The 26853-nt window shown below is 67.1% G+C and carries 21 protein-coding genes and 2 pseudogenes; 10 read left to right on the top strand and 13 right to left on the bottom strand.

Translation table 11 applies throughout. The features are described from left to right. From DER72_RS10205 to pgi, 3 genes are all read left to right on the top strand, one after another. Nucleotides 1-567, top strand: a 567-nt coding sequence (locus DER72_RS10205; RefSeq protein WP_258306270.1) for a pyruvate kinase, incomplete at its 5' end; no start/stop codon positions are given. 4 nt (nt 568-571) lie between these two features. Continuing rightward, nucleotides 572-1051 carry a methylglyoxal synthase gene (locus tag DER72_RS10200; protein ID WP_110069888.1) on the top strand — a complete coding sequence of 160 codons (480 nt, stop codon included), beginning with the start codon at nt 572-574 and terminating at the stop codon, nt 1049-1051. Nucleotides 1052-1105: 54 nt separating this feature from the next. Then, nucleotides 1106-2764 (top strand): glucose-6-phosphate isomerase, encoded by a 1659-nt coding sequence (gene pgi / locus DER72_RS10195; RefSeq protein ID WP_110069887.1) that lies wholly within the window; start codon nt 1106-1108, stop codon nt 2762-2764. A 165-nt stretch (nt 2765-2929) separates the two neighbouring features. On the opposite strand, the gene DER72_RS10190 is transcribed toward pgi, so the two are convergent. Genes DER72_RS10190 through zwf form a run of 3 tightly spaced genes read right to left on the bottom strand, consistent with a single transcriptional unit; the run spans nt 2930 to nt 5811 of the window. Continuing rightward, nucleotides 2930-3604 (bottom strand): bifunctional 4-hydroxy-2-oxoglutarate aldolase/2-dehydro-3-deoxy-phosphogluconate aldolase, encoded by a 675-nt coding sequence (locus DER72_RS10190; RefSeq protein WP_110069886.1) that lies wholly within the window; start codon nt 3602-3604, stop codon nt 2930-2932. An 18-nt stretch (nt 3605-3622) separates the two neighbouring features. Continuing rightward, a complete protein-coding gene (gene pgl / locus DER72_RS10185) occupies nt 3623-4291 on the bottom strand; it encodes a 6-phosphogluconolactonase (RefSeq protein WP_110069885.1) in 669 nt (222 codons plus the stop codon). A gap of 11 nt (nt 4292-4302) precedes the next feature. Then, nucleotides 4303-5811 carry a glucose-6-phosphate dehydrogenase gene (gene zwf, locus DER72_RS10180; protein WP_110069884.1) on the bottom strand — a complete coding sequence of 503 codons (1509 nt, stop codon included), beginning with the start codon at nt 5809-5811 and terminating at the stop codon, nt 4303-4305. Between the two features lie 228 nt (nt 5812-6039). On the opposite strand from zwf, the gene DER72_RS10175 reads away from it, so the two are divergent. Then, nucleotides 6040-6900: a MurR/RpiR family transcriptional regulator gene (locus DER72_RS10175; protein ID WP_110069883.1), complete on the top strand. Its 861-nt coding sequence runs from the start codon at nt 6040-6042 to the stop codon at nt 6898-6900. Nucleotides 6901-6980: 80 nt separating this feature from the next. Here DER72_RS10175 and DER72_RS10170 read toward each other — a convergent pair whose 3' ends face one another. From DER72_RS10170 to DER72_RS10150, 5 genes and pseudogenes are all read right to left on the bottom strand, one after another. Beyond that, nucleotides 6981-7487 (bottom strand): methyl-accepting chemotaxis protein, encoded by a 507-nt coding sequence (locus DER72_RS10170; protein ID WP_258306269.1) that lies wholly within the window; start codon nt 7485-7487, stop codon nt 6981-6983. A 199-nt stretch (nt 7488-7686) separates the two neighbouring features. After that, nucleotides 7687-9090: an IS1380 family transposase gene (locus tag DER72_RS10165; RefSeq protein ID WP_110069881.1), complete on the bottom strand. Its 1404-nt coding sequence runs from the start codon at nt 9088-9090 to the stop codon at nt 7687-7689. A 74-nt stretch (nt 9091-9164) separates the two neighbouring features. Continuing rightward, nucleotides 9165-10454, bottom strand: a complete 1290-nt coding sequence (locus DER72_RS16605) for a methyl-accepting chemotaxis protein (RefSeq protein ID WP_110069880.1) — start codon at nt 10452-10454, stop codon at nt 9165-9167. Nucleotides 10455-10908: 454 nt separating this feature from the next. Then, entirely contained in the window at nt 10909-11049 is a 141-nt protein-coding gene (locus DER72_RS16665; protein ID WP_181395648.1) for a hypothetical protein, read from the bottom strand. A gap of 250 nt (nt 11050-11299) precedes the next feature. Continuing rightward, nucleotides 11300-12385, bottom strand: a pseudogene (locus tag DER72_RS10150) (carbohydrate porin); the annotation flags it as partial. A 376-nt stretch (nt 12386-12761) separates the two neighbouring features. Here DER72_RS10150 and DER72_RS10145 point away from each other — a divergent pair. The 6 genes from DER72_RS10145 (at nt 12762) to DER72_RS10120 (ending at nt 19888) form a co-directional block, all read left to right on the top strand. Next, entirely contained in the window at nt 12762-14042 is a 1281-nt protein-coding gene (locus DER72_RS10145) for an ABC transporter substrate-binding protein (RefSeq protein ID WP_110069878.1), read from the top strand. 17 nt (nt 14043-14059) lie between these two features. After that, entirely contained in the window at nt 14060-15040 is a 981-nt protein-coding gene (locus tag DER72_RS10140; RefSeq protein ID WP_110069877.1) for a carbohydrate ABC transporter permease, read from the top strand. Continuing rightward, nucleotides 15037-15879, top strand: a complete 843-nt coding sequence (locus DER72_RS10135) for a carbohydrate ABC transporter permease (RefSeq protein ID WP_110069876.1) — start codon at nt 15037-15039, stop codon at nt 15877-15879. Before DER72_RS10140 ends, DER72_RS10135 begins: the two co-directional genes overlap by 4 nt. Before the next feature lie 35 nt (nt 15880-15914). Continuing rightward, entirely contained in the window at nt 15915-17537 is a 1623-nt protein-coding gene (locus DER72_RS10130; protein WP_110069875.1) for an alpha-glucosidase family protein, read from the top strand. 77 nt (nt 17538-17614) lie between these two features. Next, a complete protein-coding gene (locus DER72_RS10125) occupies nt 17615-18721 on the top strand; it encodes an ABC transporter ATP-binding protein (protein WP_110069874.1) in 1107 nt (368 codons plus the stop codon). Between the two features lie 117 nt (nt 18722-18838). Then, on the top strand, nt 18839-19888 hold the full coding sequence (locus tag DER72_RS10120; protein ID WP_181395647.1) for a substrate-binding domain-containing protein: 1050 nt from the start codon (nt 18839-18841) through the stop codon (nt 19886-19888). A 71-nt stretch (nt 19889-19959) separates the two neighbouring features. Here the strand turns inward: DER72_RS10120 and DER72_RS10115 are convergent. The 5 genes and pseudogenes from DER72_RS10115 to DER72_RS10095 form a co-directional block, all read right to left on the bottom strand. Next, nucleotides 19960-20815: pseudogene (locus DER72_RS10115) on the bottom strand (universal stress protein). 14 nt (nt 20816-20829) lie between these two features. Next, nucleotides 20830-22314 (bottom strand): SulP family inorganic anion transporter, encoded by a 1485-nt coding sequence (locus DER72_RS10110; RefSeq protein ID WP_110069873.1) that lies wholly within the window; start codon nt 22312-22314, stop codon nt 20830-20832. Nucleotides 22315-22795: 481 nt separating this feature from the next. After that, nucleotides 22796-23602: a slipin family protein gene (locus DER72_RS10105; protein WP_110069872.1), complete on the bottom strand. Its 807-nt coding sequence runs from the start codon at nt 23600-23602 to the stop codon at nt 22796-22798. Nucleotides 23603-23653: 51 nt separating this feature from the next. After that, entirely contained in the window at nt 23654-25174 is a 1521-nt protein-coding gene (locus DER72_RS10100) for a nodulation protein NfeD (RefSeq protein WP_110069871.1), read from the bottom strand. 244 nt (nt 25175-25418) lie between these two features. Further along, nucleotides 25419-26837, bottom strand: a complete 1419-nt coding sequence (locus DER72_RS10095; protein WP_110069870.1) for an aminotransferase — start codon at nt 26835-26837, stop codon at nt 25419-25421. Nucleotides 26838-26853: the final 16 nt, after the last annotated feature.

The raw sequence follows: 26853 nt of genomic DNA, 5'->3' as shown, positions 1-26853 counted from the left end.
TCGCCGCTGCCCACCCGGGCCGAGGTGTTCGACGTGGCCAACGCCGTGCTCGACGGCACCGACGCGGTGATGCTCTCCGCCGAGACCGCCGCCGGCGACTTCCCGGTGGAGACCATCGAGGCGATGGACCGGGTCTGCCTGGGCGCCGAGCGGGAGAAGGTCGCCCAGGAGTCCGGCCACCGCATCCACGAGGGTTTCTCGCGCATCGACGAGACCATCGCGCTCTCCGCCATGTACGCCGCCAACCACCTCTCCGGCGTGGCGGCCATCGCCTGCATGACCTCCACCGGCTACACGCCGCTGATCGCCTCGCGCATCCGCTCGGGGCTGCCCATCGTCGGGCTGGCCCACAGCCCGGTGGCCCAGCGGCGCATGGCGCTCTACCGTGGGGTGGTGTCGCTGCCCTTCGATACCCGTGACATGGCCCCCACCGAACTCAACGACCGGGCGCTGGCGCTGCTGGTGGAGAAGGGCATCGCGGCGCCCGGCGACCACGTGATCCTGACCCGGGGCGATCACATGAACGCCCACGGCGGCACCAACACCCTGAAGATCCTCGAGGCGTAACACCATGAGCGACCCACGTCCGCAGCACACCGTGACCCGCACCCTGCCCGCCCGCAAGCGCATTGCGCTGATCGCCCACGACGGCAAGAAGGAGGAGCTGCTGGCATGGGCGGCACGCTGGCAGGCGACCCTGGCCCGCCACGAGCTCACCGGCACCGGCACCACCGCAGGTCGGGTGGCCAAGGCGCTGGGGCTCCCCGTGAAGGGACTGCTGAGCGGACCGCTGGGCGGCGACCAGCAGATCGGCGCCCTGATCGCTGAGCAGCGGCTCGACCTGCTGATCTTCTTCTGGGACCCCTTCGCCCCCCAACCCCACGACCCGGACGTCAAGGCGCTGCTGCGACTCGCCGCCCTGTGGAACATCCCGGTGGCCTGCAACGCCGCCAGCGCCGATTTCCTGATCAGCTCGCCCTGGCTGGAATCGGCCTACGAGATGACCATTCCCGACGCCGGCGCCTGGGTCTCGACCCGCAACGCCGACTGACACTCCCGACCCGGCTCCCATCGACCCCATCAATGACAAAAGGCGAGGCTTCCGATGTTCCAGCTGACCCGCAGCGTGACCTGGCAGGCCCTCAAGCGCCTGTATGAGCAGACCGCCAACGACCGGATCCGCGACTACTTCGCCAACGACCCGCAGCGCTTCGAGAAGATGAGCCTGCGCGTCGGCGGCCTCTTCCTCGACTACTCCAAGCACCAGGTCTCCGACGCGGTGCTCGACCGGCTGATCGAGCTGGCCAACCACTCGGCGCTGGTGCAGCGTCGCGCCCAGATGTTCTCCGGGGACATCATCAACGTCACCGAGGACCGCCCGGTGCTGCACACCGCCCTGCGCAACCTAGGAGAGGGGCCGCTGATGGTCGACGGCAAGGACGTGATGCCGGAGATCCAGCGCACCCGCGAGCAGATCAAGCAGTTCTCCGAGGCGGTACGCAGTGGCGAGTGGAAGGGCTACAGCGGGGAGCGCATCCGGGACGTGGTCAACATCGGCATCGGCGGGTCGGACCTGGGGCCCAACATGGCTTGCCGGGCGCTGCTCAAGTACCGCCACCCGGAGCTGAACTTCCACTTCGTCTCCAACGTCGACGGCACCCATATCCAGAAGGTGCTGTCGCGCCTTGACCCGGCCACCACCCTGTTCATCGTCTCCACCAAGACCTTCTCCACCCAGGAGACCCTGCTCAACGCCAAGACCGCCCGGCGCTGGTTCCTGGAGACCGCCGGGCCGGACGCCGACGTGGGCGCCCACTTCGTCGCCGCCTCCACCAACCGCCGCGCGGCCATGGAGTTCGGCATCCGCGAGGAGAACGTCTTCGAGTTCTGGGCCTGGGTGGGCGGGCGCTACTCGATGTGGTCCTCCATCGGCCTGCCCATCGCGCTCTCCATCGGCTACGACGGCTTCATCGCCATGCTGGAAGGTGCCTACGAGATGGACCAGCACTTCCTGAAGGCGCCCTTCCGCGAGAACATGCCGGTGCTGATGGCGCTGATCGGCATCTGGTACATCAACTTCGTGGGCGCCGAGACCCAGGCCATCGTGCCCTACGACCAGGCGCTGCATCAGCTGCCGGCCTTCCTGCAGCAGCTCGACATGGAGTCCAACGGCAAGTCGGTGGACATCTTCGGCCACCCGGTGGACTACAAGACCGGGCCCATCGTCTGGGGGCAGACCGGCTCCAACGGCCAGCACGCCTTCTTCCAGCTGCTCCACCAGGGCACCCGCTACGTACCCATCGATTTCATCGCCTCGCTGAAACCGGAGCCGGGCTTCGAGGAGCATCACTTCGCCCTACTCACCAATATGCTGGCCCAGGCCAACGCCTTCATGGAGGGCAGCCAGAGCGGCAGCCGGCTCGATCCCTACAGCTGCCCCGGCAACCGCCCCTCCAGCGTGCTGCTGCTCGACGAGCTGACACCCAAGAACCTCGGGGCCCTGATCGCGCTGTACGAGCACAAGGTGTTCGTCCAGGGGGTGATCTGGAACATCAACTCCTTCGACCAGTGGGGCGTGCAGCTCGGCAAGCGTATCGCCGGCGAGATCAGCGAGCGCATCGACGAGCAGAGCCAGGACTTCGACGCCTCCACCCAGGGGCTGCTGGCGCTGGTGCGCGAGCACTTCACGGCCAGATCATCGACGGACGCCACCGAGTCCGCGACGACGCCCTCCGACAAGGGCGGCAAGCGCCGCCGGCGCTGAGTCAGCGTGCAGCGCGGGGGTCGGCAGCTGCCGGCCCCCGCTCGTTTCGGGAGTCAAAAAAACCCGGCCACGAGGGCCGGGAGAAGGACAGCAACAGGCTGTCGAGAGAGCACACGGGAACGTCGTTCGCAGGGAACTTCTTTCGCAGGGAACCTGGGGAGGGAGTCAGTGGTGGAAGCGCTCGGCCACCTCCCGGGCCAGCTGGCGGATGCCGTTCCAGTCTTCGGCCTCCACCAGGGAGTTCGGGGTCAGCCAGGAGCCGCCCACGCACATCACGTTCTTGAGCGCCAGGTAGTCCTCGGCGTTGTCGAGGTTGATGCCGCCGGTGGGGCAGAAGCGCGCCTCGGGGATCGGGCCGGCGAAGGCCTTGAGCGCCTTGACGCCGCCGCTGGCCTCGGCGGGGAAGAACTTGAAGCGGCGGTAGCCGTACTGCCAGCCGGTCATCAGCTCGGAGACGGTGGCCACGCCCGGCAGCATCGGCACCGGGCTGGTCACTCCATAGCGATAGAGCGCCTCGGTGGTACCCGGGGTGACCACGAAGTCGGCGCCGGCCTGCTCGGCCTGGCGGTACTGGGCCGGGGTCAGCACGGTGCCCACCCCGATGCTGGCCTGGGGCAGCGCCGCCTTGATGCGACGCACCGCTTCCAGGGCGCAGTCGGTGCGCAGGGTCACCTCAAGCACGGTCAGCCCCCCCTCGACCAGGGCGGTGGCCAGGGGCACGGCATCTTCCACGCGCTGGATGGCGAGCACCGGGATCACCTCAGCCTTCAGGCAGATGCTGTCGAGCTCGGTGGTGCGGGTGGAGGGCAGCTGCTTGTCGATGCTCTTGTCGAAGGTCATTGATGTCTCTCCATGAGATCAGGGGGCCCAGTAGATGGCCAGCGGGCAGGAAAGAAAGGCGCGGATCGGCAGCTCGCGGACGTCATCGCCCGCCAGGGCCCGAACCAGCATGTCACGCTTGTCGCCGCCGGTAATGTGCAGGAAGTGCCGCCGCGCCTGGTGCAGGCGCTCGGCGGAGAGGGTGATGCGCGGCTGGGACTGGCTCGGCGTGCGCACCGCCACCGCCGCGGCCTCGGTGGTCAGGGCCAGGGCGAGCTCGCGGCTGTCGGGGAAGAGCGAGGCGGTGTGGCCGTCGCCGCCCATGCCCAGAATCACCGCGCTGGCCGGCCAGGCCAGGCCGGCAACACGCTCGGCCACCGCTGCGGCGCCCTGCTCGGGGGTGGCGTCATCAGTGGTCAGCGGCACGAAGCTGGCCGCCGCCGCCGGGCCCTTGAGCAGGTGCTCGCCCACCAGGCGGGCATTGCTGTCGGCGGCGTCCTCGGCCACCCAGCGCTCGTCGGCGAGGGTCACCTCGACCCGCGACCAGGGCAGCTCGCAGGCGGCCAGCGCCTGGAAGAAGGGCACCGGCGTGGAGCCACCGGAGACCACCAGCAGGGCACGCTCCTGGCTCGCCAGGTCCTGTCGCAGCGCCTCGGCCACGGCCTCGGCCAGCTGGGTGGCCAGGCGTTCTCGGCAAAGCTCACTCATCTTGGAGTTCCTCAGTAATCCTCATACCAGCTGCGGCCATCCTGAGTGATCATGGCTATCGATGCGACGGGCCCCCAGGAGCCGGCCGGATAGCGGCGCGGTGGCTCATCGCGATCGGCCCAGGCGGCAATCAGGCTATCGCACCACTGCCAGGCGTGCTCGACCTCGTCGCGGCGCACGAAGAGGTACTGCTGCCCCTTCATCACCTCCAGCAGCAGGCGCTCGTAGGCATCGGGGATGCGGGTCTTGGGGAAGGCGCTGTTGAAGTCCAGGTGCAGCGGGCCGCGGCGCAGGCGCATGCCCTTGTCCAGGCCGCTGTCCTTGGTCAGCACCTCCAGGGCGATGCCCTCCTCCGGCTGCAGGCGGATCACCAGCTTGTTGGCGGCGAGCCCCCGCTGGTCCGGGTCGAAGATGTAGTGGGGCTGCTGGCGGAAGTGGATGATGATCTGCGAGAGCTTCTCGGGCATGCGCTTGCCGGTGCGCAGGTAGAAGGGCACACCAGCCCAGCGCCAGTTCTCCACGCCGGTTTTCATGGCCACGAAGGTCTCGGTGTGGCTCTCGGTATTGGCCCCCTCCTCCTCGAGGTAGCCGGGCACCGACTTGCCGTTGATGGTGCCCGCCGTGTACTGGCCGCGTACCACGTCACGCCCCAGCATGTCGTCGGTGAAGGGCCTGAGCGCCTTGAGCACCTTGACCTTCTCGTCGCGGATGGCATCGGCGTCAAGGTTGGCCGGCGGGTCCATGGCAATCAGACAGACCAGCTGCAGCAAGTGGTTCTGCACCATGTCGCGCAGCTGGCCGGCGTCGTCGAAGTAGCCCCAGCGCCCCTCGATGCCGACCTGCTCGGCCACGGTGATTTCCACATGGGAGATATGGTTCTGGTTCCACTGGGTGCCGAACAGCGGATTGGCGAAGCGCAGCGCGATCAGGTTCTGCACCGTCTCCTTGCCCAGATAGTGATCGATGCGGTAGATACGCGACTCGGGGAAGACGGCACCGATGGCGTCGTTGATCTCCGCCGAGGAGGCCAGGTCGTAGCCGATCGGCTTCTCGACCACCACCCGGCTCTGATCGTCCAGGCTGCCGCTGGCCTCGAGGTGCCGACAGATGTCGCCGTAGATCCTCGCCGCCACCGAGAGGTAGACCACCATGGGGCGCTCCTGCCCCGCCTCGCGCCCCGCCTTGCGCCACTCCTGGATCGCCGTGTAGCCCTCGACCCTGGTGAAATCGAGCTGGCGGTAGTCGAGGCGCGCAAGGAAGCGCGAGAGCGCCTTGCGGTCAAGCTCCTCGGCCTTGACGTAGGTCGTGAGCGCCTTCTCGACGCGCCCCTTGAAGCCGTCGACATCGAGCTCCTGGCGCGCCAGGCCCAGCAGGCGCGTGCCCGGGTCGAGCAGCCCCTCGCGGTCGAGCTGGAACAGCGCCGGAAAGAGCTTGCGCTGCGCCAGGTCGCCGAGGGCGCCGAACAGCGCCAGGTCGATGTCGGTACTGGCCGCCTGGCTGGACCGGCTGAAGTGACTCATGTCCGCCTCTCTTTTCGTTGGATTACCAAAAAAATACCTGGAAGCAGGGATCAAGGCAATCTTTTGTTGTAATATTACGCAATAAATTATCAGCCACCGAGGACGATTGGCCGTGGCCAACCTCCTCGGGCTAGGATAGTCAGCATAATGTAGTTAAATCACTACATCACCCGTTCCGGCTTCACCCCGCGGCACCGTGCCGCTCAGCATGGAGAGCGCCAACGCGCCATGGCCCATCACGACCTGATCGATCGCATTCGTCAGCGCCTCGAGGAGCTCAACCGCTCCGAGCGCAAGGTTGCCGATGTCATCCTCGCCGACCCGGCAACCGCCACTGGCATGAGCATTGCCACCCTGGCCCAGGCGGCCTCGGTGAGCGAACCGACCGTCAACCGCTTCTGTCGCAGCTTCGATGCCAAGGGCTACCCGGACTTCAAGATCAAGCTGGCCCAGAGCCTGGCCGGCGGCACCCCCTACGTCAGCCAGGCGGTGGAACCCGACGACACGGCCGCCGACTACACCGAGAAGATCTTCGGTGCCACCATTGCCGCGCTGGACAACGCCCGCCGCCAGACCGACCCGCTGCGCATCGAGCGGGTGGTGGACTACCTGATCCAGGCGCGACAGCTGCACTTCTTCGGCCTGGGCGCCTCGGGCGCCGTGGCCCAGGATGCCCAGCACAAGTTCTTCCGCTTCAATATCCCGGTCACCGCCTATGTGGACGTGCTGATGCAGCGCATGGTGGCCTCGAGCTGCCATACCGGCGACGTGGTGGTGGTGATCTCCTGGACCGGGCGCACCCGGGAGCTGGTCGACATCGCCCGCCTGGCCCGGGAGAGCGGCGCCGTGGTGCTGGGCATCACCGCCCCCGACTCGCCACTGGCTCGAGAGTGCACCGAGACCCTGGAGGTCGCCACCCCCGAGGACACCGACCACTACATGCCGATGACCTCGCGGATGATCCAGCTGGCGCTGATCGACGTGCTGGCCACCGGCGTGACCCTGCGGCGCGGCGAGGACTTCCTCGGCCACCTGAAGAAGATCAAGGACAGCCTGAAGGATACCCGCTACCCCGCCGGCCGACGCTGAGCCCCACCGGCAACGCTACCCGCGCCGCTCGCCACCTGGCTCCCAGGCAGTGGATCAGGGCAGCGAATCTGCCGCCTGTCTCAGAAACTTTCCCAGTTATCTTCGTCGCCGGCGCTCTTCGGCTTGCGCTTGGGTGCGTCCAGCCGGTGGGGTGAGCCGGCCTCGGGCTGCTCCGCCGGGGTATGGTCGAGCGCCCGCGGGGCGGAGACCAGCGGTGGCTGCGAGGCGTCGGGTGACAGTGACGCGCCCTTTCCGACCTTGAAGAAGCGAACAGAGGTGGCCAGATCGCGGGCCTGATCTTTGAGAGAGGCTGAGGCGGTGGCGATCTGCTCCACCAGCGCCGCGTTCTGCTGGGTGACCTCATCCATCTGGCCGAGGGCCACACTGACCTGATCGATGGCCAGGGTCTGCTCCTCAGAGGCGTGGCTCACCTCATCCATAAGGGCCGAGACGCGCCCGATGTTATCGACGATATCCTGCATGGCGAGGCCGACGCTCTCCACCAGGGTGCTACCCTCCTTGACGACTTCACCATTGCGGTCAATCAGCCCGCCTAATTCACCAAGGCGCTGCTGGGAACGCTTCAACCCCGAAATGGCCTCGTTAGCGAGCGCCGTGTGAGGGCATATGGCCGAGTGGCTGGCGTTTCAATAACGAAAACTTATAGTTGGATCGGGCTTTATGTCCGAAATCTATCAATTCCAACCTGACAGACAGCCGTGTCTGTCGGCGGGTCCGTTCGCCGCCGGCTCTGGCTGGTTTGTTCTCCCCCTCTGGGTCTTGGGGCTAGACCAAGGGCGTCAATCGCGGTAGGCCGCGTAGCAAGGCCGGCCACCACTTGTCGGCGGCGGCCCCCAGGTGAAAGGTGATGCGTCGCGCATGCACGGTGATCGTGGCCGCCACCTTGAGTACCTGTTCGCGGACCCGCATCAGGCTCCAGCCATGGCGTGTTTCCTTCTCCAGCAGACAACGCAGTCCGTGCAGGACCTCGTAGGCATAAAGGCTCAGCAACAGGTTGACCTGATTGCGGGCCATGACCTGCTGCACCGTCGACGCGCCACGGTCGGTCGAGGACAAATGGACATTGAGCGCCGATTTTACCTCGCCCATGTGGGCCTCGGCCTTGCCACGCTTGCGGTACAGCGCCAACACCTTCTCCGGCGGGTAGTCGAGCTTGTTGAGGTTGGTGACCAGGAAGAACGCATGAAACAGCAGATCGTCGGGGTTCTCCTGCACGACCAGCACCACGCGGCGCGGTGACTCCCAGCTCCCCGCCTGGTATTCCAGATCATGGCACCACTCGCGGGGTGTCTCGGGCGGCCGCCCAGGCGGTCGGACCAGGTAAGGCTCTGCCTTGGCCTGTAATACCGAGTTGCTCTTCAGCCTCCCCAGATAGGCGATGTCCCGAGAATCCATGGCCCTCAGCGTCTCGCCATCGGTGAAGCCGGCATCCAGGCGAACTCGAATCTGATCGACCTCAAGATCCATGCCCTCGGCAACACGCTGCACCAGGTGGGGAATCCAGGTGTCGGCATCCTCGGCCGGTCCGACATTGCCTTCGCGCAACAGGCCGCCCAGCATGTCGCCGGTTTCGGCGATGGAGGCGACCAGCGGCGAGTAGATGCGGGCGCCGGCGTAGCCGTTGAAGGCGGAGCCGCCCTGCTGGCCGAAGACCTCGATGGGCAGGCCGTCGATATCCAGGGTCAAGTGCTTGGGTCGTTCACCGCCGTGTAGCGAGCGCAGCCGCCAGATGGCCAGGCGCAGCAAGCCCTCGTGGAGCGTATCGATATTGTCATCCGTGCCCAGGCAATTGAGCAGCCGTGACAGGGTCGACGGGGAGGGACGTGCCTCGACCAATGGCGTCAAGCCACGCGCATCGCTACACGCCAAGTGCCAGAGCGGATCCTGATTCAGCGTGGTGGTATCACGCAAATCGATCCATCCCATCGCCCGCTGGAGCACCACGGTGCGGATCTGGCTGGCCAGCGAATGACGGATCCGGGTGGGATCACGGGTATCGACCAGGTGGTCTTCCAGTGCCGCCACCACCCCACTACCGTCGAGCGCCTCGCGCAGGGCCAGCACGCCGGCATCACTGGTCGTGTGGTGACCACTCAATTCGATGCGGATAGAGCCATTGAAGTCGGGAGTGGAGGTCGTTATCGTTTCACCCATAGCGGCTGGCCTCATGGTATCGTGTTCTTGCAGGAACGCATTGATTCCACAAGAGATTACCAGCCGCTACCTTGTTTTTCAGCCCCTCGTCATGAATTAGACGGGATCAGGGCTTGAATCTGCTTGGCAGCCTCCGCCGAGCGCTGGGCCAAGTTGCGCACTTCACCGGCCACCACCGCAAAGCCGCGGCCCTGATCACCGGCACGCGCCGCCTCCACCGAGGCGTTCAGTGCCAGGATATTGGTCTGGAAGGCGATGCCGTCAATCAGTGAAATGATGCTGCTAATCTCCTCGGAGCTCTTCGCCATCTCGTACATCTTCTTCACCGCCTGCTGGGCGCGTTCACCGCCGACACTGGCTGACTGACTCGCCTCGTGGGAGAGCCGGTTGGCTTGTTTGGTATGCTCGGTGTTGTTCTTCACCGTGGTGGCCACCTCCTCCATACTGGCTGCCGTCTCCTGAAGACTGGAGGCCTGCTCCTCAGTGCGCTGGGAGAGGTCGGTATTGCCACTAGCGATCTGAGTCGAGGCAGTGGAGATCGACTCTGCAGAGTGCTGAATGTCAATGATCAGGTCGCGGATCTTCTCCTGGGTGTCGGCGAGGACCAGCATCATCTGACCCACCTCATCGCGGCTGTGTGCCTCGATGGTATCGGTCAGGTTGCCATCGGCCATCTGCTGCAGGTGGTGGCGGGCACGCGAGAGCGGCTGCAGAATGCGCTGCATCAGCAGCCAGCCGAGGATAGAGCCGAGCAGGATGCCGGCGATCAACACACCGACGACGACGGCACGCAGGCGCTTGGCGCGATCCACCGCCGCTTGGTAGCTGGCTGAGGCCTGCTCGTTCTCGTAGCGGATCAGCGCATGAAGAGTATCTACCAGCTCACGGAAGGGCGGCATTGCCTCCACGAAGACGATCTCGTTGGCGCGATTGAAGTCATTGGCGGCGTAGAGCTGCAGCGCCGGTTCAATCCCGTCGACGACCAGGCGCTGATACTGCTGGTCGAAGCGGCGGGTCAATTCGGTGGCGCCGGAAGAGTGGTCCTCATCCCTGTGGATGGCCCACAGGGCATCGATCTGCTCCATGTTGCGGCGTACATTGTCTAGATGCATCGTGGTGGGGTGGTCGTGGAGCTGGCTGACAGGAAGGTGCGGGTCATGCTGTGCCGAGAGCGAGAGCTCTATCATGGTTTCACGCAACAGCTCGTTGAGGTTCGCCAGCTGTTGCGCTTCGCGCAGGTTATCCTGATAGAGGCTGTCGGCGGTGCGGTTGGCCGTATTCATTCCGCTGATGCCCAGCAGGCCGACACCGGCCAGCAGCAGAAGCATCAGCGATACCAGCAGAATCAGGCGTGACTTGATCGTTAGGTGTAGGGTCATTGGCTGAGGCCTTCCTTATCGAGGGGTGATGAACACAGCACATAATCACCCATTACATCGGCATAGTGGCATCCATCTTGAGCAGATGCTTCTGAACTTACCCACAACGCTCAGATGTGTTGCGAGAGCTGTGGTAGTGTTCCGTCAAGTGGGGTAACGGCGGTGGTGGTCTCACCTCCCTGGCCTGGCTGGTCGAATTTGCCCCTTTGTTGAGATGTTATCGAACCAAGCGCCGTGCCGACACTCACACCCACGACACGGGTCGCACAGGGAAGATCACCATGAGCCGAGTTCATGCCGCCCTGACTGGGCGCCACTTCCTTCTGTTTAGCCTCTTCTGCCTGGCGCTGGGGGCACTGCTGGCGCTCTTCCAGTCGGTGGTCCAGGCCCAGCAGAAGGAACGCACCGCGCTGGTGATGACCGTTGAGGGAGCCATCGGGCCGGCCACCAGCGACTACTTCCAGCGCGGCCTGCGCCGGGCCGCCGAGGGCAATACCGAGATCGTGGTGGTGCAGCTGGACACCCCCGGCGGCCTCGACGCCTCGATGCGCTCGATGATCCGCGCCATGCTCACCTCGCCGGTGCCGGTGGCCATCTACGTCTCGCCGGCAGGCGCCCGGGCGGCCAGCGCCGGCACCTACCTGCTCTACGCCAGCCATGTGGCGGCGATGGCCCCCTCCACCCATCTGGGTTCGGCCACGCCGGTACAGATGGGCGGGGGCGGCCTGCCGGGGCTGGGCGGCGGCGATGACGAAGAGAGCGGCGGGGCCAGGGCGAAAGGGTCAGAGGAGGCCGGCTCTGCCGGCGTGAGCGCCGAGGCGACTGCCGAGGATAATGCCGTGGCCGAGGGCGAGGCGGGTCGCCTGGGCGTCATCGGTCAGCGCGCCGTCGGCGCCCAGCACCTTGGCCTCCGCGCCCAGGCCCTGGCCGTGAATCAGGGCCGCCTTGAAGTTACCCTCCCCCAGGCCGAAGAAGCTGTCGCCGTGGTAGGCCACCATGGTGTGGAAGCCGCTGTCGGCGGCGGTCTGGCCCGCCCCGATATCGCGCTCGTCGTTGTCCGCGGCGGAGAGGCCGCTGACCATGAACTGCCAGTTGCCGACGTAGTTGTTGCTGGTGAGGATCAGGCTGTCGGTGCTGCCCGCGTTCGGATCATCGCTGCCGATCAGGTCGAAGCCGCTGAAGCTGCGGCCATAGAGCGACAGGTTGGAGGTCCAGTCGTCGGCCAGCTGCATGTCGTAGATCCCCGCGCCGGTGCCGGCCAGGAAGACGAAGTCGCTGTCGATCCAGTGGATGTCGAAGTTGTCGCGGTCGAAGCGCTTGCCGGCCCAGATCGAGGCATTCTCGAAGACGCCGGTGAAGCTCGGCAGCTCACTGAACTCCGCATAGACCTGGCGAACGTTGAGGTTCGACTCGTCGGCGGTCCAGTCGTTGCTGGTGCTGACGGAGTCGGCCAGCATCATGCGGTAGTGGGCCCGGGCGCCGTTGTCGTAGCGCATCCGGTAGTTGAAGATGCCCTCCACGTAGGTATCCCCCTCGTTGCCCAGGCGCCCCACGGCGCCACCCAGGGGGCCGGCGGGCGTCACGTAGGGCCCACCGGGAATGCTCTTGCGATCCTCGCCCAGCAGCAGGCCGGAGCGGGCATAGGCGTTGAAGGAGAAGCCCTCCTCGCCGCTGGCCTGGCGCTCGACGCGGGCCAGGCGCTCCTCCACCTCGTCGGCATCCGGCCGGGCCCCACTCTCGGCCCGGGTCTCGGCAAGCGTGGCGCGCTGTTCGGCATCGGCGGCGCGCTGCTCGGCGGCGGCGATCCGCGCCTCCAGCTCGGCCAGACGCTGCTCCATGCCATGGGTATCGGCGCTGGCGGCGCCGCTCAGCGCCAGGCCGGCGACGGCGATGCCAATGGCCAGAGGGGTCTTGAACATGACGGCGTTCATGGTGATGTCATCCCTTGTTGTTGTGATCTGTAACGATTCAGTCCGGCAGCGTAACCCGACCGTCGGGGCACCCCGGAGGGCGGGCTGGGCAAGCCCACCAAAACTTAATCGTTTAAGTCGACCTCCTCAACGTCGCCCGGCAAGAACGCGACCAATGTCTAATGCCCGCTCCCTGACACCCGCCCGCGCCGGCGAGAGCGGCGTAATCATTAGCTTGCAAGGTAAGTCGCCGCTCACTCCCTCGTTGCCGGCCACGCCACCGCCCCTTCGACAAAAGTCTAGATTGATGGGGCCCGGCCCATGCTCTTAACTGTGCCGACGTACTTAATCGTTTAAGACCATCGCCAACCGACAATAACAACCGACGAGGACTCCCATGCTCAAGACACCTCTCATCACCGCCCTCGCCCTGGGCACCGCGACGCTTGCCACCACCGGCCAGGCCCAGGCGGCGGATCTGACCATCTCCTGCGGCGCGGTCGGCGCCGAGCTGACCCTCTGCGAGGAGGGCGTGCGCGCCTGGGAGGAGGCGACCGGCCACCGCGTCGACATCGTCTCCACGCCCAACTCCTCCACCGAGCGGCTGTCGCTCTACCAGCAGATCCTCTCCGCCAACTCCCGGGATATCGACGTCTTCCAGATCGACGTGATCTGGCCCGGCCTGCTCGCCAACCACCTGCTCGACCTGCGCGAGGCGCTGGGCGAGGAGGCCGGCGAGGGCCACTTCCCGGCCATCGTCGAGAACAACACCGTGGACGGCCGCCTGGTGGCGATGCCCTGGTTCACCGACGCCGGGGTGCTCTACTACCGCAAGGACCTGCTCGAGAAGTACGGCTTCGAGGCACCCGCGACCTGGGCAGAGCTCACCGAGATCGCCCGCGAGATCAAGGCGGCCGAGCGCGAGGCCGACAACGAGCGCATGCACGGCTTCGTGTTCCAGGGCCGGGCCTACGAGGGCCTGACCGTCAACGCCCTGGAGTGGGTGGCCAGCCACGGCGGCGGCAGCGTGGTGGAGCCCGACGGCGAGATCAGCATCAACAACCCCCGCGCTGCGGCCGCCCTGGACCTGGCCGCCAGCTGGATCGGCGATATCGCCCCGAGCGGCGTGCTCAACTACACCGAGGAGGAGGCGCGCGGCGTCTTCCAGGGCGGCAATGCGGTCTTTATGCGCAACTGGCCCTACGCCTGGTCACTGGCCCAGAGCGAGGGCAGCGAGGTGCGTGGCAAGGTAGGCGTGACCCAGCTGCCGGCGGGCGGCGATGGCGGCGAGAGCAGAAACGCGGCGGGCCTCGGCGGCTGGAACCTGGCGGTCTCCCGCTACAGCGAGGACCCCGAGCTCGCCGCCGACCTGGTGGCCTTCCTCACCGGCCACGAGGAGCAGAAGCGGCGCGCCATCGCCGGCGCCTACAACCCGACCCTGGAGGCCCTCTACGAGGACGAGGAAGTGCTGGAGGCCGTGCCCTTCTTCGGCGAGCTCTACGACACCTTCGTCAACGCCGTGGCGCGCCCCTCGGCGGTCACCGGCGATGCCTACGGCCGGGTCAGCAACGCCTTCTTCAGCGCCACCCACGACGTGCTCTCCGGCAGCCGCAGCGGCGAGGAGGCCGTGGCCGACCTCGAGCGTGAACTGTCGCGCCTCAAGCGCCGCAACTGGTAACCCGGGAGCCCTTCCCCATGACCGCAACTGTCAACCACGGCGCGCCTGACCAGGCGCGCCTGACCGCCGCGCAGTATCGCAGCACCAAGGTGCGCCGCCAGCGGGTCAAGGCCGCCTGGCTGTTCCTCGCCCCGATGCTGGTGGTGCTCACCCTGGTGGCCGGCTGGCCGCTGGTGCGCACCTTCTACTTCAGCTTCACCGACGCCTCGCTTTCCGATCTCGGCGACGTCCTCTTCGTCGGCCTGGAGAACTACCTGGTCCTCGACGACGGCCAGTGGTACGGCGTGCTCGCCGACCCGATCTGGTGGCGCGCGGTGTGGAACACCTTCTTCTTCGCCATCGTCTCGGTGTCGCTGGAGGTGGTGTTCGGGGTGATCGTGGCCCTGATCCTCAACGCCGAGTTCAAGGGGCGCACCCTGGTGCGCGCCGCGGTGCTGATCCCCTGGGCGATCCCCACCATCGTCTCGGCCCAGATGTGGGCCTGGATGCTCAACGACCAGTTCGGGATCGTCAACCAGCTGCTGATGACGCTTGGCATCATCGGCGAGCCCATCGCCTGGACGGCGGATGCCCGCTACTCCATGTGGGCGGTGATCATGGTCGACGTGTGGAAGACCACCCCCTTCGTCGCCCTGCTGGCGCTGGCCGCCATGCAGATGCTGCCCAAGGACTGCTACGAGGCGGCCGAGGTGGACGGCATCCACCCGGTCCGGGTGTTCTTCAGGGTGACCCTGCCGCTGATCACCCCGGCGCTGATGGTGGCGGTGATCTTCCGCCTGCTCGACGCCCTGCGGGTGTTCGACGTCATCTACGTACTGACCTCCAACTCCACCAGCACCATGTCGATGTCCATCTACGCCCGCCAGCAGCTCGTCGAGTTCCAGGACGTGGGCTACGGCAGCGCCGCCTCCACCCTGCTGTTCCTGATCATCGCGCTGGCCACCATCGCCTACCTCTACCTGGGCCGTAAGCGCCTCAACCTGGGAGGTGACGCATGACCTCGCGCCAGTTCAACAAGCTCGCCACTCGCATCGGCTTCTGGGTCCTGGTGGCCTTCGTGGTGGTCGTCGCGGTGTTCCCCTTCTATTACGCCGTGATCACCTCCTTCAAGCCCTCGAGCGACCTCTTCCGAGTCGAGCTGTGGCCCAGCACCTGGAGCCTGGCCAACTATGCCCAGGTGTTCACCCAGCGAAGCTTCCTCCAGGCGATCTTCAACTCCCTCCTGGTCGCCACCAGCGTGGTGGCCATCGCCCTGCTGCTCGGCCTCACCGCCTCCTACGCCCTGGGCCGGGTGCGCTTTCGCGGCCGCTCCACGGTGCTGCTGGTGATCCTCGGCGTCTCCATGTTCCCCCAGGTAGCGGTGCTCTCGGGCCTGTTCGAGGTGATCCGGGCGCTCAACCTCTACAACAACCCGGGCGGCCTGATCCTGAGCTACACCATCTTCACCCTGCCCTTCACCGTCTGGGTGCTGACCACCTTCATGCGCCAGCTGCCCATGGAGCTCGAGGAGGCGGCGATCATGGACGGCGCCACCCCCTGGGTGACCATCACACGAGTGTTCCTGCCGCTGATGTGGCCGGCCATGGCGACGACAGGGTTGTTAGCCTTTATCGCCGCCTGGAACGAGTTCCTCTTCGCCCTGACCTTCACCCTCACCGACAGCCAGCGCACCGTGCCGGTGGCCATCGCCCTGCTCTCCGGCGGCAGCGCCTACGAGCTGCCCTGGGGCCCGATCATGGCCGCCTCGGTGATCGTCACCGTGCCCCTGGTGGTGCTGGTGATCATCTTCCAGCGGCGCATCGTCTCGGGGCTGACTGCCGGCGCCGTCAAGGGCTGAGGCCCCCATTCACCCTGTCAAATATGGAATCCCCCATGCAGGACAACACCTTCTGGTGGCGCGGCGGCGTCATCTACCAGATCTACCCGCGCAGCTTCATGGACGCCAACTGCGACGGCATCGGCGACCTCAAGGGCATCGCCGAGAAGCTCGACTACGTGGCAAGCCTGGGCGTCGACGGCATCTGGCTGTCGCCCTTCTTCACCTCGCCGATGCTCGACTTCGGCTACGACGTCAGCGACTACCGCGACGTGGACCCGATGTTCGGCACCCTGGAGGACTTCAAGACGCTGCTGGCCAGGGCGCACGCGCTGGGCCTCAAGGTGATGATCGACCAGGTGATCAGCCACACCTCCGACCAGCATCCCTGGTTCCAGGAGAGCCGCGTCGACCGCACCAATCCCCGGGCGGACTGGTACGTCTGGGCCGATCCCAGGCCCGACGGCACCCCGCCCAACAACTGGCTGTCGATCTTCGGCGGCGCGGCCTGGACCTTCGACTCGCGCCGGCGCCAGTACTACCTGCACAACTTCCTGACCAGCCAGCCGGACCTCAACTTCCACCACCCGGAGGTGCGGGCCGCCCAGCTCGATAACATGCGCTTCTGGCTGGAACTCGGGGTCGACGGCTTCCGCCTGGACACCGTCAACTTCTACTTCCACGACCAGGCGCTTCGCGACAACCCGCCGGTGCCGGCGGGCGAGGCCAAGACCCTGGGCGCCCCGGACGCCAACCCCTACACCTGGCAGCGCCACGTCTATGACCTGAGCCGCCCGGAGAACCTGGACTTCCTGCGCGAGCTGCGCGCGCTGATGGATGAGTTCCCCGGCACCACCACGGTGGGCGAGATCGGCGATGACAACCCGCTTGCGCGCATGGCCGAGTACACCGCCGGCGGCGACAAGCTGCACATGGCCTACACTTTCGACCTGCTCAACGCCCCGCACTCGGCGGCCTATCTGCGCGAGGTCATCGAGCGCTTCCAGCGCCTGGCCGGCGACGCCTGGCCCTGCTGGGCCACCTCGAACCACGACGTGGTGAGAAGCGCCACCCGCTGGGGCGCGGACGAGGATCCCGTTGCCTACCCCAAGGTGGCGCTGGCGATGCTCTTCTCGCTGCGCGGCAGCGTCTGCCTCTATCAGGGCGAGGAGCTGGGCCTGATGGAGGCGGACGTCCCCTTCGAGCGCATCCAGGACCCCTACGGCAAGGTGCTGTGGCCGGAGTTCAAGGGACGCGACGGCTGTCGTACCCCCATGCCCTGGGAGAACGTCGAGAACGGCGGCTTCAGCCCCGCAGGCGTCGAACCCTGGCTGCCGGTGGAGGCGCGCCAGCTGCCTCTGGCCGTGGCCGCCCAGCAGGACGACCCGGCCTCGGTGCTCAGCGCCACCCGCCGCCTGCTGGCCTTCCGCGCCGCGCATCCGGCCCTGGTCGATGGTGACCTCACCCTGGTCGACGTCGGCGAGGACCTGCTCGGTTTCGTGCGCGAAGGTGCGGGCGAGCGGATCCTGTGTCTCTTCAACCTCACCGCCGAGCCCCACGAGACCCGGCTGCCGCTGGCGGTCGACCACGCCCTCGAGGGGCACGGCTTCAGGGCCCGCCTCGACGGCGACACCCTTCACCTGCCGCCCTACCAGGCGGCCTGGTTCGCGGTATCCTGAGCGGGCCGCCGCCCCCATAACAAGACGCCGGCCCCGCCAGGAACGCTCAACGGAAGGGGCCGGCAAGGAGTCAACAGATGGCAAGCGTCAAACTCGACCGGGTCAACAAGGTCTTCGGCAGCACCCATATCATCAAGGACGTGGATCTCGACATCGGCGATGGCGAATTCGTGGTCTTCGTCGGCCCTTCGGGCTGCGGCAAGTCGACCCTGCTGCGGCTGATCGCCGGGCTCGAGTCGATCAGCGACGGCGAGCTCTCCATCGGCGAGACCGTGGTCAACGAGCTGCCGCCCCGGGATCGCGGCGTGGGCATGGTCTTCCAGTCCTACGCCCTCTACCCGCACATGACGGTCTACGAAAACATGGCCTTCGGCCTCAAGCTGGCCAAGACCGCCAGGGAGACCATCCACGAGCGGGTGATGGCCACCGCCCGCATCCTGCAGCTCGAGGAGCTGCTCGAGCGCAAGCCCAAGGCGCTCTCCGGCGGCCAGCGCCAGCGGGTGGCCATGGGCCGCGCCATGGCCCGGGAGCCGCGCATCCTGCTGTTCGACGAGCCGCTCTCCAATCTCGACGCCTCACTGCGGGTGCAGATGCGCAACGAGATCGCCCGCCTGCACCAGCGCCTCGAATCCACCATGATCTACGTCACCCACGATCAGGTGGAGGCCATAACGCTGGCCGACAAGATCGTGGTGCTCAACGCCGGCCGCGTGGAACAGGTGGGCAGCCCCCATGAGCTCTATCAGCGCCCGGCAACGAAGTTCGTCGCCGGCTTCATCGGCTCCCCCACCATGAACTTCCTGCCGGCCGCCCTGGTGAGCGGCGACTCGCGCGGCTGCCGGGTACGTACCGCCGGCCTCAATGAGCTGGCCCTGCCCCAGGACACCCGCCAGCATGCCGCCGGCGAGGCGCTGACCCTGGGCGTGCGCCCCGAGCACCTGCGCCTGGACGAGGCCAAGGGCGACAACGCCTTCGAGATCGTCAACGTGGAGTACCTGGGTAACGAGGTCTACGTCTACCTGGCGCCCAAGGCCGGCGAGACCCTGCTGATCCACCGCAGCGAGGCCCCGAGCCAGTGGCGGGTCGGCCAGCGGGTGGCGCTGGTCCCGGACCCCGATCACGTCCACCTGTTCGACGGGCAGGACCGGGCACTGGGCGTCGCCCCGGCCCGGGCGGTGGCCTGAGGCTCACGGCACGGCCCGCTTGCGGAGCCGTGCCGCTCGCACAGTGGCCAAATGGCGCGCGGACCACTAGGATAGCGAGCTGACTGAATCGATCCAGATGGCGAAGGAACCGCGCTTGTGTCTACCCCCCGTCGTATCACGCTGAAGGATCTGGCAAGGGAGCTCGGTGTCTCCACGGCCACCGTCTCCAACGCCTTCAACCGGCCGGACCAGCTCTCGCCCGCCCTGCGCGAGCGCATCCTCGGCGAGGCCAAGCGCCTGGGCTACCGAGGGCCGGACGCCAAGGCGCGCAGCCTGCGCACCGGGCGCTCGCGGATCATCGCGGTGATCCTCGCCGAGAGCCTCACCTACAGCCTGAACGATGCCGTGGCCAGCGAGTTCCTCTCGGGGGTGGCCGAGGTGCTCGACGCCCAGGGGCACACCCTGCTGCTGCTCTCCTCGCGGCAGACCCAGGCTCAGTTCCCGGGCTCGGCCAGCATGGCCGACGGCTTCATCGTCTACGGCCTGATGCCGTCGCCCACGCTGCTGGAGAGCCTGCCGAGCCAGGCGGCCCTGGTAGCGGCGGACTTCGATATCGAGGGGCGCCCGGCGATCCACGTGGACAACGAGGCGGCCTGCCAGGCCATCGCCCGGCACGCCCTGGCGACGCCTCCCCGGCGCCCGGCGATCGTCAACCTGCGCCTGACCGCCGAGCCCTGCAACGGCCCCATCACCGCATCACATCGGCTGCTGGGGGCCGAGCAGACCATCACCCGCTCGCGCCTGACCGGCTTCCACCGCGCCCTGGCAGAGCACGGGATCGACCCGGCCGGGGTGCCGATGTGGAACATCGAGGAGAACACCTTCGAGGTGTGTGCCCCGGTGCTCGCACCGATCCTCGACCTGCCGGGCGACGAGCGTCCCGACCTGCTCCTGTGCATGTCCGACCGCATCGCGCTGACCGCGCTGACCCTGGCCGAGCAGCGGGGCCTGCGAGTCCCCGAGGACCTGCGCATCACCGGCTTCGACGGCATCGCCGAGGGGCAGTACCGGGCACCGCGTCTCACCACGGTGCGCCAGGACAGCACCGAGAAGGGGCGCATGGCGGCCCGCATGATCCTCGGCCTGACCCCGCCCACCTCGAGCCTGCTGGCCACCGAGCTGATGGTCGGCGACAGCTGCCCCTGACAGCATGACGCCCCGGGCTCCCGTGATTCACTCGGGAGCCCGGGGCGTCATGGGCCGGTCGGCCTCGGCGCTCAGCGCAGCAGCAGCACGGGCACCTTCGCACGGCGCAGCATCTCGGTGGTAGTGCTGCCCACCAGCAGGTGGCGGATGCGCGAGTGGCCGTAGGCGCCCATCACCAGCAGGTCGATGCCCTGCTCCTCCTGGTAGGCGCGCAGGGTCGCCTCCACCTCGCTGGCGCGAATAGCGCCCTCGGCCTCATGACCCGCGTCGCGCAGCGTCTTGAGCGCCCAGTCGAGCTGGGAGCGGTTGTCGCCGGTCTCGGCGCCGATGATCACCACATGCACCGGAATGCCCGCGAACAGCGGGCTCTTCGCCAGCATCTCCACCCCCTTGCGGGTGGTCTTGCTGCCGTCGAAGGCGAGCATCACCTTCTTCGGGGCCTCGAAGGACGCCGGCACCATCAGGATCGGCCGATGCAGGGTGCGCACCACCCGCTCCAGGTTGGACCCCAGGTGGCCGCTGGCCTGCTCGGCGCCCTCGCCGCGCTTGCCGATCACCAGCAGGCGCATGTCGCCCTGCAGTTCTTCCAGGGTCCTCCACCAGGGTACCGTTGCGCTGGCGGGTGCCGGGCTCCGCCACGCCATCCTGGATGGCCCGCTCCCTGGCGGCCTGCAGCATCAGCCGGCCCTGCTCCTGGGCCACCTTGGCGCGCTGCTCGTCGAGCCGGGCAAGCTCCTCGAGCAGGCGCTCACGCCCACCGGCCAGCAGGTTGCCGGAGAGGTTGCGCTCCTCGGGGGGCGCGTGGTTATCGTTCACGTGCAGGAAAGTCAGCGGCGCGCCCAGGGCGAGGCTGGCCCAGGCGGCGTAGCCGCACACCCCTTCCGAGAACGTCGAACCGTCGATGGCGGCCATCACCTGATCTGTCATGGTCATCGTGATCCTCAGTGGCCGCCCATCAGCTTGACGACGGCGGCAGGATCATTGTGCACAGCATAGCGATCCACGATGGTGGCCGTCGCTTCGTTGAGGCCCACCAGCTCGACCTCGGTGCCCTCGCGGCGGAACTTGATCACCACCCGGTCCAGGGCCTGCACGGCGGTGATGTCCCAGAAGTGGGCACGCGTGAGGTCGATGGTGACCTTCTCGACGCTCTCCTTGAAGTCGAAGGCGTTGCCGAAGCGCTCGGAGGAGGCGAAGAAGACCTGCCCGACCACCGTGTAGCGGCGGCCCTCGCCGGTCTTCTCGGAGCCGATGTAGAGGATGTTTCCCACCTTGTTGGCGAAGTTTATGGCGGCGATCAGCACGCCGACGAAGACGCCGATAGCCAGATTGTGGGTGGCCACGGTGACCGCCACGGTGGCCAACATGACGACGTTGGTGCTCATGGGGTGCTGCCGGAGATCGCGTATCGAGGCCCAGCTGAAGGTGCCGATGGAGACCATGATCATCACCGCGACCAGCGCGGCCATGGGAATCTGCGAGACCCAGTCGGAGAGGAACACCACCAGAATCAGCAGCACCACCCCGGCCACCAGGGTGGAGAGGCGCCCGCGGCCGCCGGATTTCACGTTGATCACCGACTGGCCGATCATGGCGCAGCCCGCCATGCCGCCCAGCAGGCCGGCGCCGATATTGGCGATGCCCTGCCCCTTGCACTCGCGGTTCTTGTCGCTCGGGGTATCGGTGAGATCGTCGACGATGGTGGCGGTCATCATCGACTCCAGCAAGCCCACCACGGTGAGCATCAGCGAGTAGGGCAGGATGATCCACAGGGTCTCGAGGTTGAGCGGCACGTCAGGCCACAGGAAGACCGGCAGGGTGTCGGGCAGCTCGCCCATGTCGCCCACGGTGCGGATCTCCATGCCGGAGAACAGATAGACCGCGGTGAGCACCACGATGCAAACCAGCGGCGAGGGGATCGACCTGCCGATCCTCGGCAGGTAGGGGAAGCCGTAGATGATGGCCAGGCCGGCAATGGTCATGGCATAGACGTGCCAGGTCACCCCAGTCAGCTCCGGCAGCTGGGCCATGAAGATCAGGATGGCCAGAGCGTTGACGAAGCCCGTCACCACCGAGCGTGAGACGAAGCGCATCAGCTCGGCAAGCCTGAGATAGCCGGCCATGATCTGCAGCACCCCGGTGAGCAGGGTGGCGGCGAGCAGGTACTCGAGGCCGTGGTCGCGCACCAGGGTGACCATCAAGAGCGCCATGGCGCCGGTGGCCGCCGAGATCATGCCCGGCCGGCCGCCGGTGAAGGCGATGATCACCGCGATGCAGAAGGAGGCGTAGAGGCCCACCTTGGGGTCCACGCCGGCAATGATGGAGAAGGCGATCGCCTCGGGTATCAGGGCGAGGGCCACCACGATACCGGCGAGGGTGTCTCCCTTCACGTTGGAGAACCAGGTCTGTCGTAGCGATTCGAACATGCTGTGTTCCAGTCAGGAGTGAGTGTCATGCCGCAAGGCATCGAGCGGTACGGACTACGCCGCTGGCCGCACCGCAGGGTGCCGGCCGGGCGGCCAGCGCCAGGCGTTGCCTCTTGAGGGTCTTGTCTTGTGCTGCGCGGTGCCGCCGCCGTTTGCGGGGCCCATCGCCGGGGCGCAGGGGCGCCCGGGCATCCACAGGGGGATGCCACGCGGCGGCGCCTCGATGACGAGGCGCCGCCGGGGGGAAGGAGAGGTGCGCTAGGGCGGAGTCGCCAGCCCTGCCGGGGGAGTCATCACGGGGTGCGGTCTCTGGTCTTGGAGGAGCGCTTGCGGGGCGCCCTGGTCTCCGTCACGGCTCCGAGCCACGGCATGAGCCGGGGTCAGGGTCGCCAGGAAATCGAGCCGCGAATTCTAGCAGTAACGCCGCGGCCCTGCACCCGGGGCGCAGGGCCGCCACGACCGGGTGGTCGTAATGGCGGAATCAGGAGGGGTCGTGACTGCCGTTGGACGACTGTCCGGCGCTGCGCGCCTGGGCCGCCGGCGAGGCCTTCATGTGCTTGAAGGCCTCCATGATGTCCATGGGCAGCGGGAAGACGATGGTCGAGGCGTTCTTGTTGCTCATGTCGCTCATGGTCTGCAGGTAGCGCAGCTGCAGGGCCGCCGAGTTCTCGGCCATGACGTTGGCGGCCTCGACCAGCTTGCGCGAGGCCTGCAGCTCACCCTCGGCGTGGATCACCTTGGCGCGGCGCTCGCGCTCCGCCTCGGCCTGGCGGGCGATGGCGCGGATCATGCTCTCGTTGAGATCGACATGCTTGATCTCCACGTTGGAGACCTTGATGCCCCACCCCTCGGCGGAGGCATCGATGATCTCCTGGATGTCGTCGTTGAGCTTGTCGCGCTCGGAGAGCATCTCGTCCAGGTCATGCTTGCCGAGCACCGAACGCAGGGTGGTCTGAGCCAGCTGGCTGGTGGCCATGGTGAAGTTCTCCACCTGGATGATCGCCTTCTCCGGGTCGACCACCCGGAAGTAGATCACCGCGTTGACCTTCACCGTGACGTTGTCCTGGGAGATCACGTCCTGCTCCGGCACGTCCATGGTGATCACCCGCAGGTCGACCACCTCCATCTTCTGGATGCCGGGAATGACGATGATCAACCCCGGCCCCTTGACCCCCTGGAAGCGCCCCAGGAAGAACACCACGCCGCGCATGTACTCCGGCAGGATGCGGATCGAGGCCGCGACCAGCATGAACAGCAGCACGACCGGTACGAGATAGGGAATCAACATGGTGCTTCTCCTTGCTCAGGGTGAAACCGTGGACGCGCCGAGCGCGTCGCCTCAGTGGTGTTCCTCCAGGGGCTCGACCTCGACGGTCAGGCCGTCAATGCTTACCACCCGAACCCTCTGGCCCTTGACCAAGGGGCTGGTGCTGCGGGCATTCCAGCGCTCGCCCATCAGGCGCACATGCCCGCTACCGTCGAAGTCCTCGAGGACCCGGGCCTCGCTGCCGACCAGCTCCTCCTGCCCGCCCTTGGCCGGGCGCCGGCGCAGGCTGACGAAGCGGATCATCACCCACAGCATCAGGACCGCGGCCAGCAGGGCGATGCCACCGATCATCGGCAGCGAGATACTCAGGTTGTCTGCGTCCATCAGAATCACCGATCCGATCACGAAGGCGACGATGCCGCCCATTCCCAATATGCCGAAGCTGGGCATCAGCGCCTCGCCCACCATCAGCGCCAGGCCGACCAGGATCAGCGCCAGGCCGGCGTAGTTGACCGGCAGCACCTGGAAGGCAAAGAGCGCCAGCAGCAGGCAGATGATGCCGATGGTGCCCGGCACCAGGCTGCCCGGATTGGAGAGCTCGAAGATCAGCCCGTAGAAGCCGATGATCATCAGGAAGTAGGCGACGTTGGGGTTGGTGATCACCGAGAGCAGCTGGGTGCGCCAGTCGGGATCGAAGCGCTCGATGACGAGTTCCGCGGTCGCAAGGGTCAGTTCGCCACGCTCCATCACCACCGTGCGACCGTCGATCTGTGCGAGCAGGTCCTCGATGTCGCTGGCCACCACGTCGATGACATTCTTCTCCAGCGCCTCCCGAGAGGTGAGGTTGACCGCCTCGCGCACCGCCTCCTCGGCCCAGTCAGCGTTGCGGCCGTGGCGCTCGGCCAGGCCGCGGATGTAGTAGACGGCGTCCTCGAGCACCTTGCGCTCCATGGCGGTCTCGCCGCGGCGCGGGCCATCGGCGGCGCGGCTGCGCTCCTCAACCTGCTCGTCGGTGGCCGCCGCATCGGGCACGGCATCCCCCTCGGCGGCGTCATCGCCGTTGGCCTCGGCCTGCTGCCCGGGCTCCTCGGCACGCGCCCCGCTGCGGGTGCCGCTGCGCTCGCCGTCATCGTCGCCGCCGATTCCCGGAAATCCGCCGCCCATCTGCACCGGCGTGGCCGAGCCCAGGTGGGTGGAGGGCGCCATGGCCGCCACGTGGCTGCCGTAGAGCAGGTAGGTACCGGCGCTGGCCGCCCGGGCGCCGCTCGGCGATACATAGATGGCCACCGGCACCGGCGAGGTGAGCATGGCGCGGATCATGTCGCGCATGGCGGCGTCCAGGCCACCGGGGGTGTCCATCTGCACCACCACGATCTCAGCATTGCCCTCGGCGGCCCGGCGCAGGCCGCGCTGGAAGTAGTCGCTGGTGGCGGGGCCGATGGCGCCCTCCACGGTCATCACTAGCGCCGTGCGCTCGCTCTGCTGTGCCTGGACCACTGACTGGAAGAGCGCCAGGGAGGCGCCCAGCGCCAGGCAGAAAAGGCTGAACAGGAGGAAGCGGCGCCCAGCCAGGGCAACATGAACTCGGCTCATGGTGATCTTCCCTGCGCGACCCGTACAGTGAGTGTGAGTGTGGATGCCATCCGTAGTTCAGCAAAATGATTCCACCAACATGGCTCAGCCAAGACGCACGGAAATGGGCCTGGGCATTCGACACGTCACTCTGACTCCCTCAGCGTAGATGCTGTTGGGCCCGACGGTAAGGATCACCGGCCTTGTCCGACGGAACGGGGCGCTCTTCCTGTCAGCGCCCGTGATTGGCAGCTGCCGCTTGCTGTCAGACGCGGACGGCCTGGACGGCGCCCTCGCGCACCAGCTCGTCGGTGACCTTGTCCACCGCGCGGCGGGCGCGGGTGACGATCTCGTCAACCTCGTCGCGGGTGGTGACCAGCGGCGGCGCGAAGCCCAGGATGTCGCCCTGGGGCATGGCGCGGGCGATCAGATTCTCCTCCAGGGCCGCGGCGGCGATGCGCGGGCCCACCTTGAGGGCCGGGTCGAAGTGCTTGCGCTGCTCGGGGTCCACGGAGAACTCCAGCGCGGCCAGCATGCCCACGCCGCGCACGTTGCCGACGATCGGGTGGTCGCCGAAGGCGGTGGCCATGGCCTGCTGCAGGTAGGCGCCGGTATCACGGGCGTTCCCGGTCAGATCCTCGCGCTCGATGATCGCCAGGTTGGCCAGGGCGGCGGCACAGCCCAGGGCGTGGCCGGAGTAGGTCCAGCCGTGGCCGATGGGGCCGTACTGGCCGGTGCCCTGCTCGAGGACCTGCCAGACGCGGTCACCGACGATGACGCCGGAGAGCGGCTGGTAGGCGCTGGTCAGGCCCTTGGCGACGGTGATCAGATCCGGCTTGATGCCGTAGAAGTGGCTGCCGAAGTCGGCGCCGATGCGCCCGAAGCCGCACACCACCTCGTCGGCGATCAGCAGCACATCGTACTTGGCCAGCACCGCCTGGATCGCCTCCCAGTAGCCCTCGGGCGGCGGTACGATGCCGCCGGTGCCGAGCACCGGCTCGCCGATGAAGGCGGCCACGGTCTCGGGGCCCTCGGCCAGGATCATCGCCTCGAGCTTCTGGGCGCAATAGTGCGAGAACTCGCGCTCAGTCATGCCCTGCTGCTCGGCGGCGCGGTGGTAGTAGTAGGGCGCCTCGGTGTGCAGGATGCCCTCGAAGGGCAGGTCGAACTGGTCGTGGAACGCCTTGAGGCCGGTCAGCGAGCCGGTGGCCAGGCCCGAGCCGTGGTAGCCGCGCATGCGCGAGATCACCTTTTTCTTCAGCGGGCGACCCAGCACGTTGTTGTAGTAGCGCACGATCTTGAGCTGGGTCTCGTTGGCATCACTGCCGCCGAGGCCGTAGTAGACCTTGGACATGCCGGGGCCGGCGAGGGCGATGATCTTCTCGGAGAGGGCGATCTGCGGCTCGTTGGAATGGCCCACATAGGTGTGGTAGTAGGAGAGCTCCAGGGCCTGCTGATAGATCGCCTCGGCCACCTCGGTGCGGCCATAGCCGATGTTGACGCAGTAGAGGCCGGCGAAGGCATCGATGAACTCGCGGCCATCCTTGTCGCGGATATGGATGCCCTTGCCGCCGGTGATCACGCGGCCCGGCGCGTCGCCCTGGGCGAAGTCGCGCAGGTGGGTAGAGGCGTGGAAGGTCACCTTGCGGTCGCGGTCGATCAGATCCTGGTGCTGCTGGCTCATGTCTTTCCTCTGCTCA

It is taken from the genome of Halomonas sp. A11-A, assembly GCF_003182195.1.
In the GTDB taxonomy this organism is placed as follows: Bacteria; Pseudomonadota; Gammaproteobacteria; order Pseudomonadales; family Halomonadaceae; genus Halomonas; species Halomonas alkalicola.
This window is presented reverse-complemented; position numbering and strand designations above follow the sequence as displayed.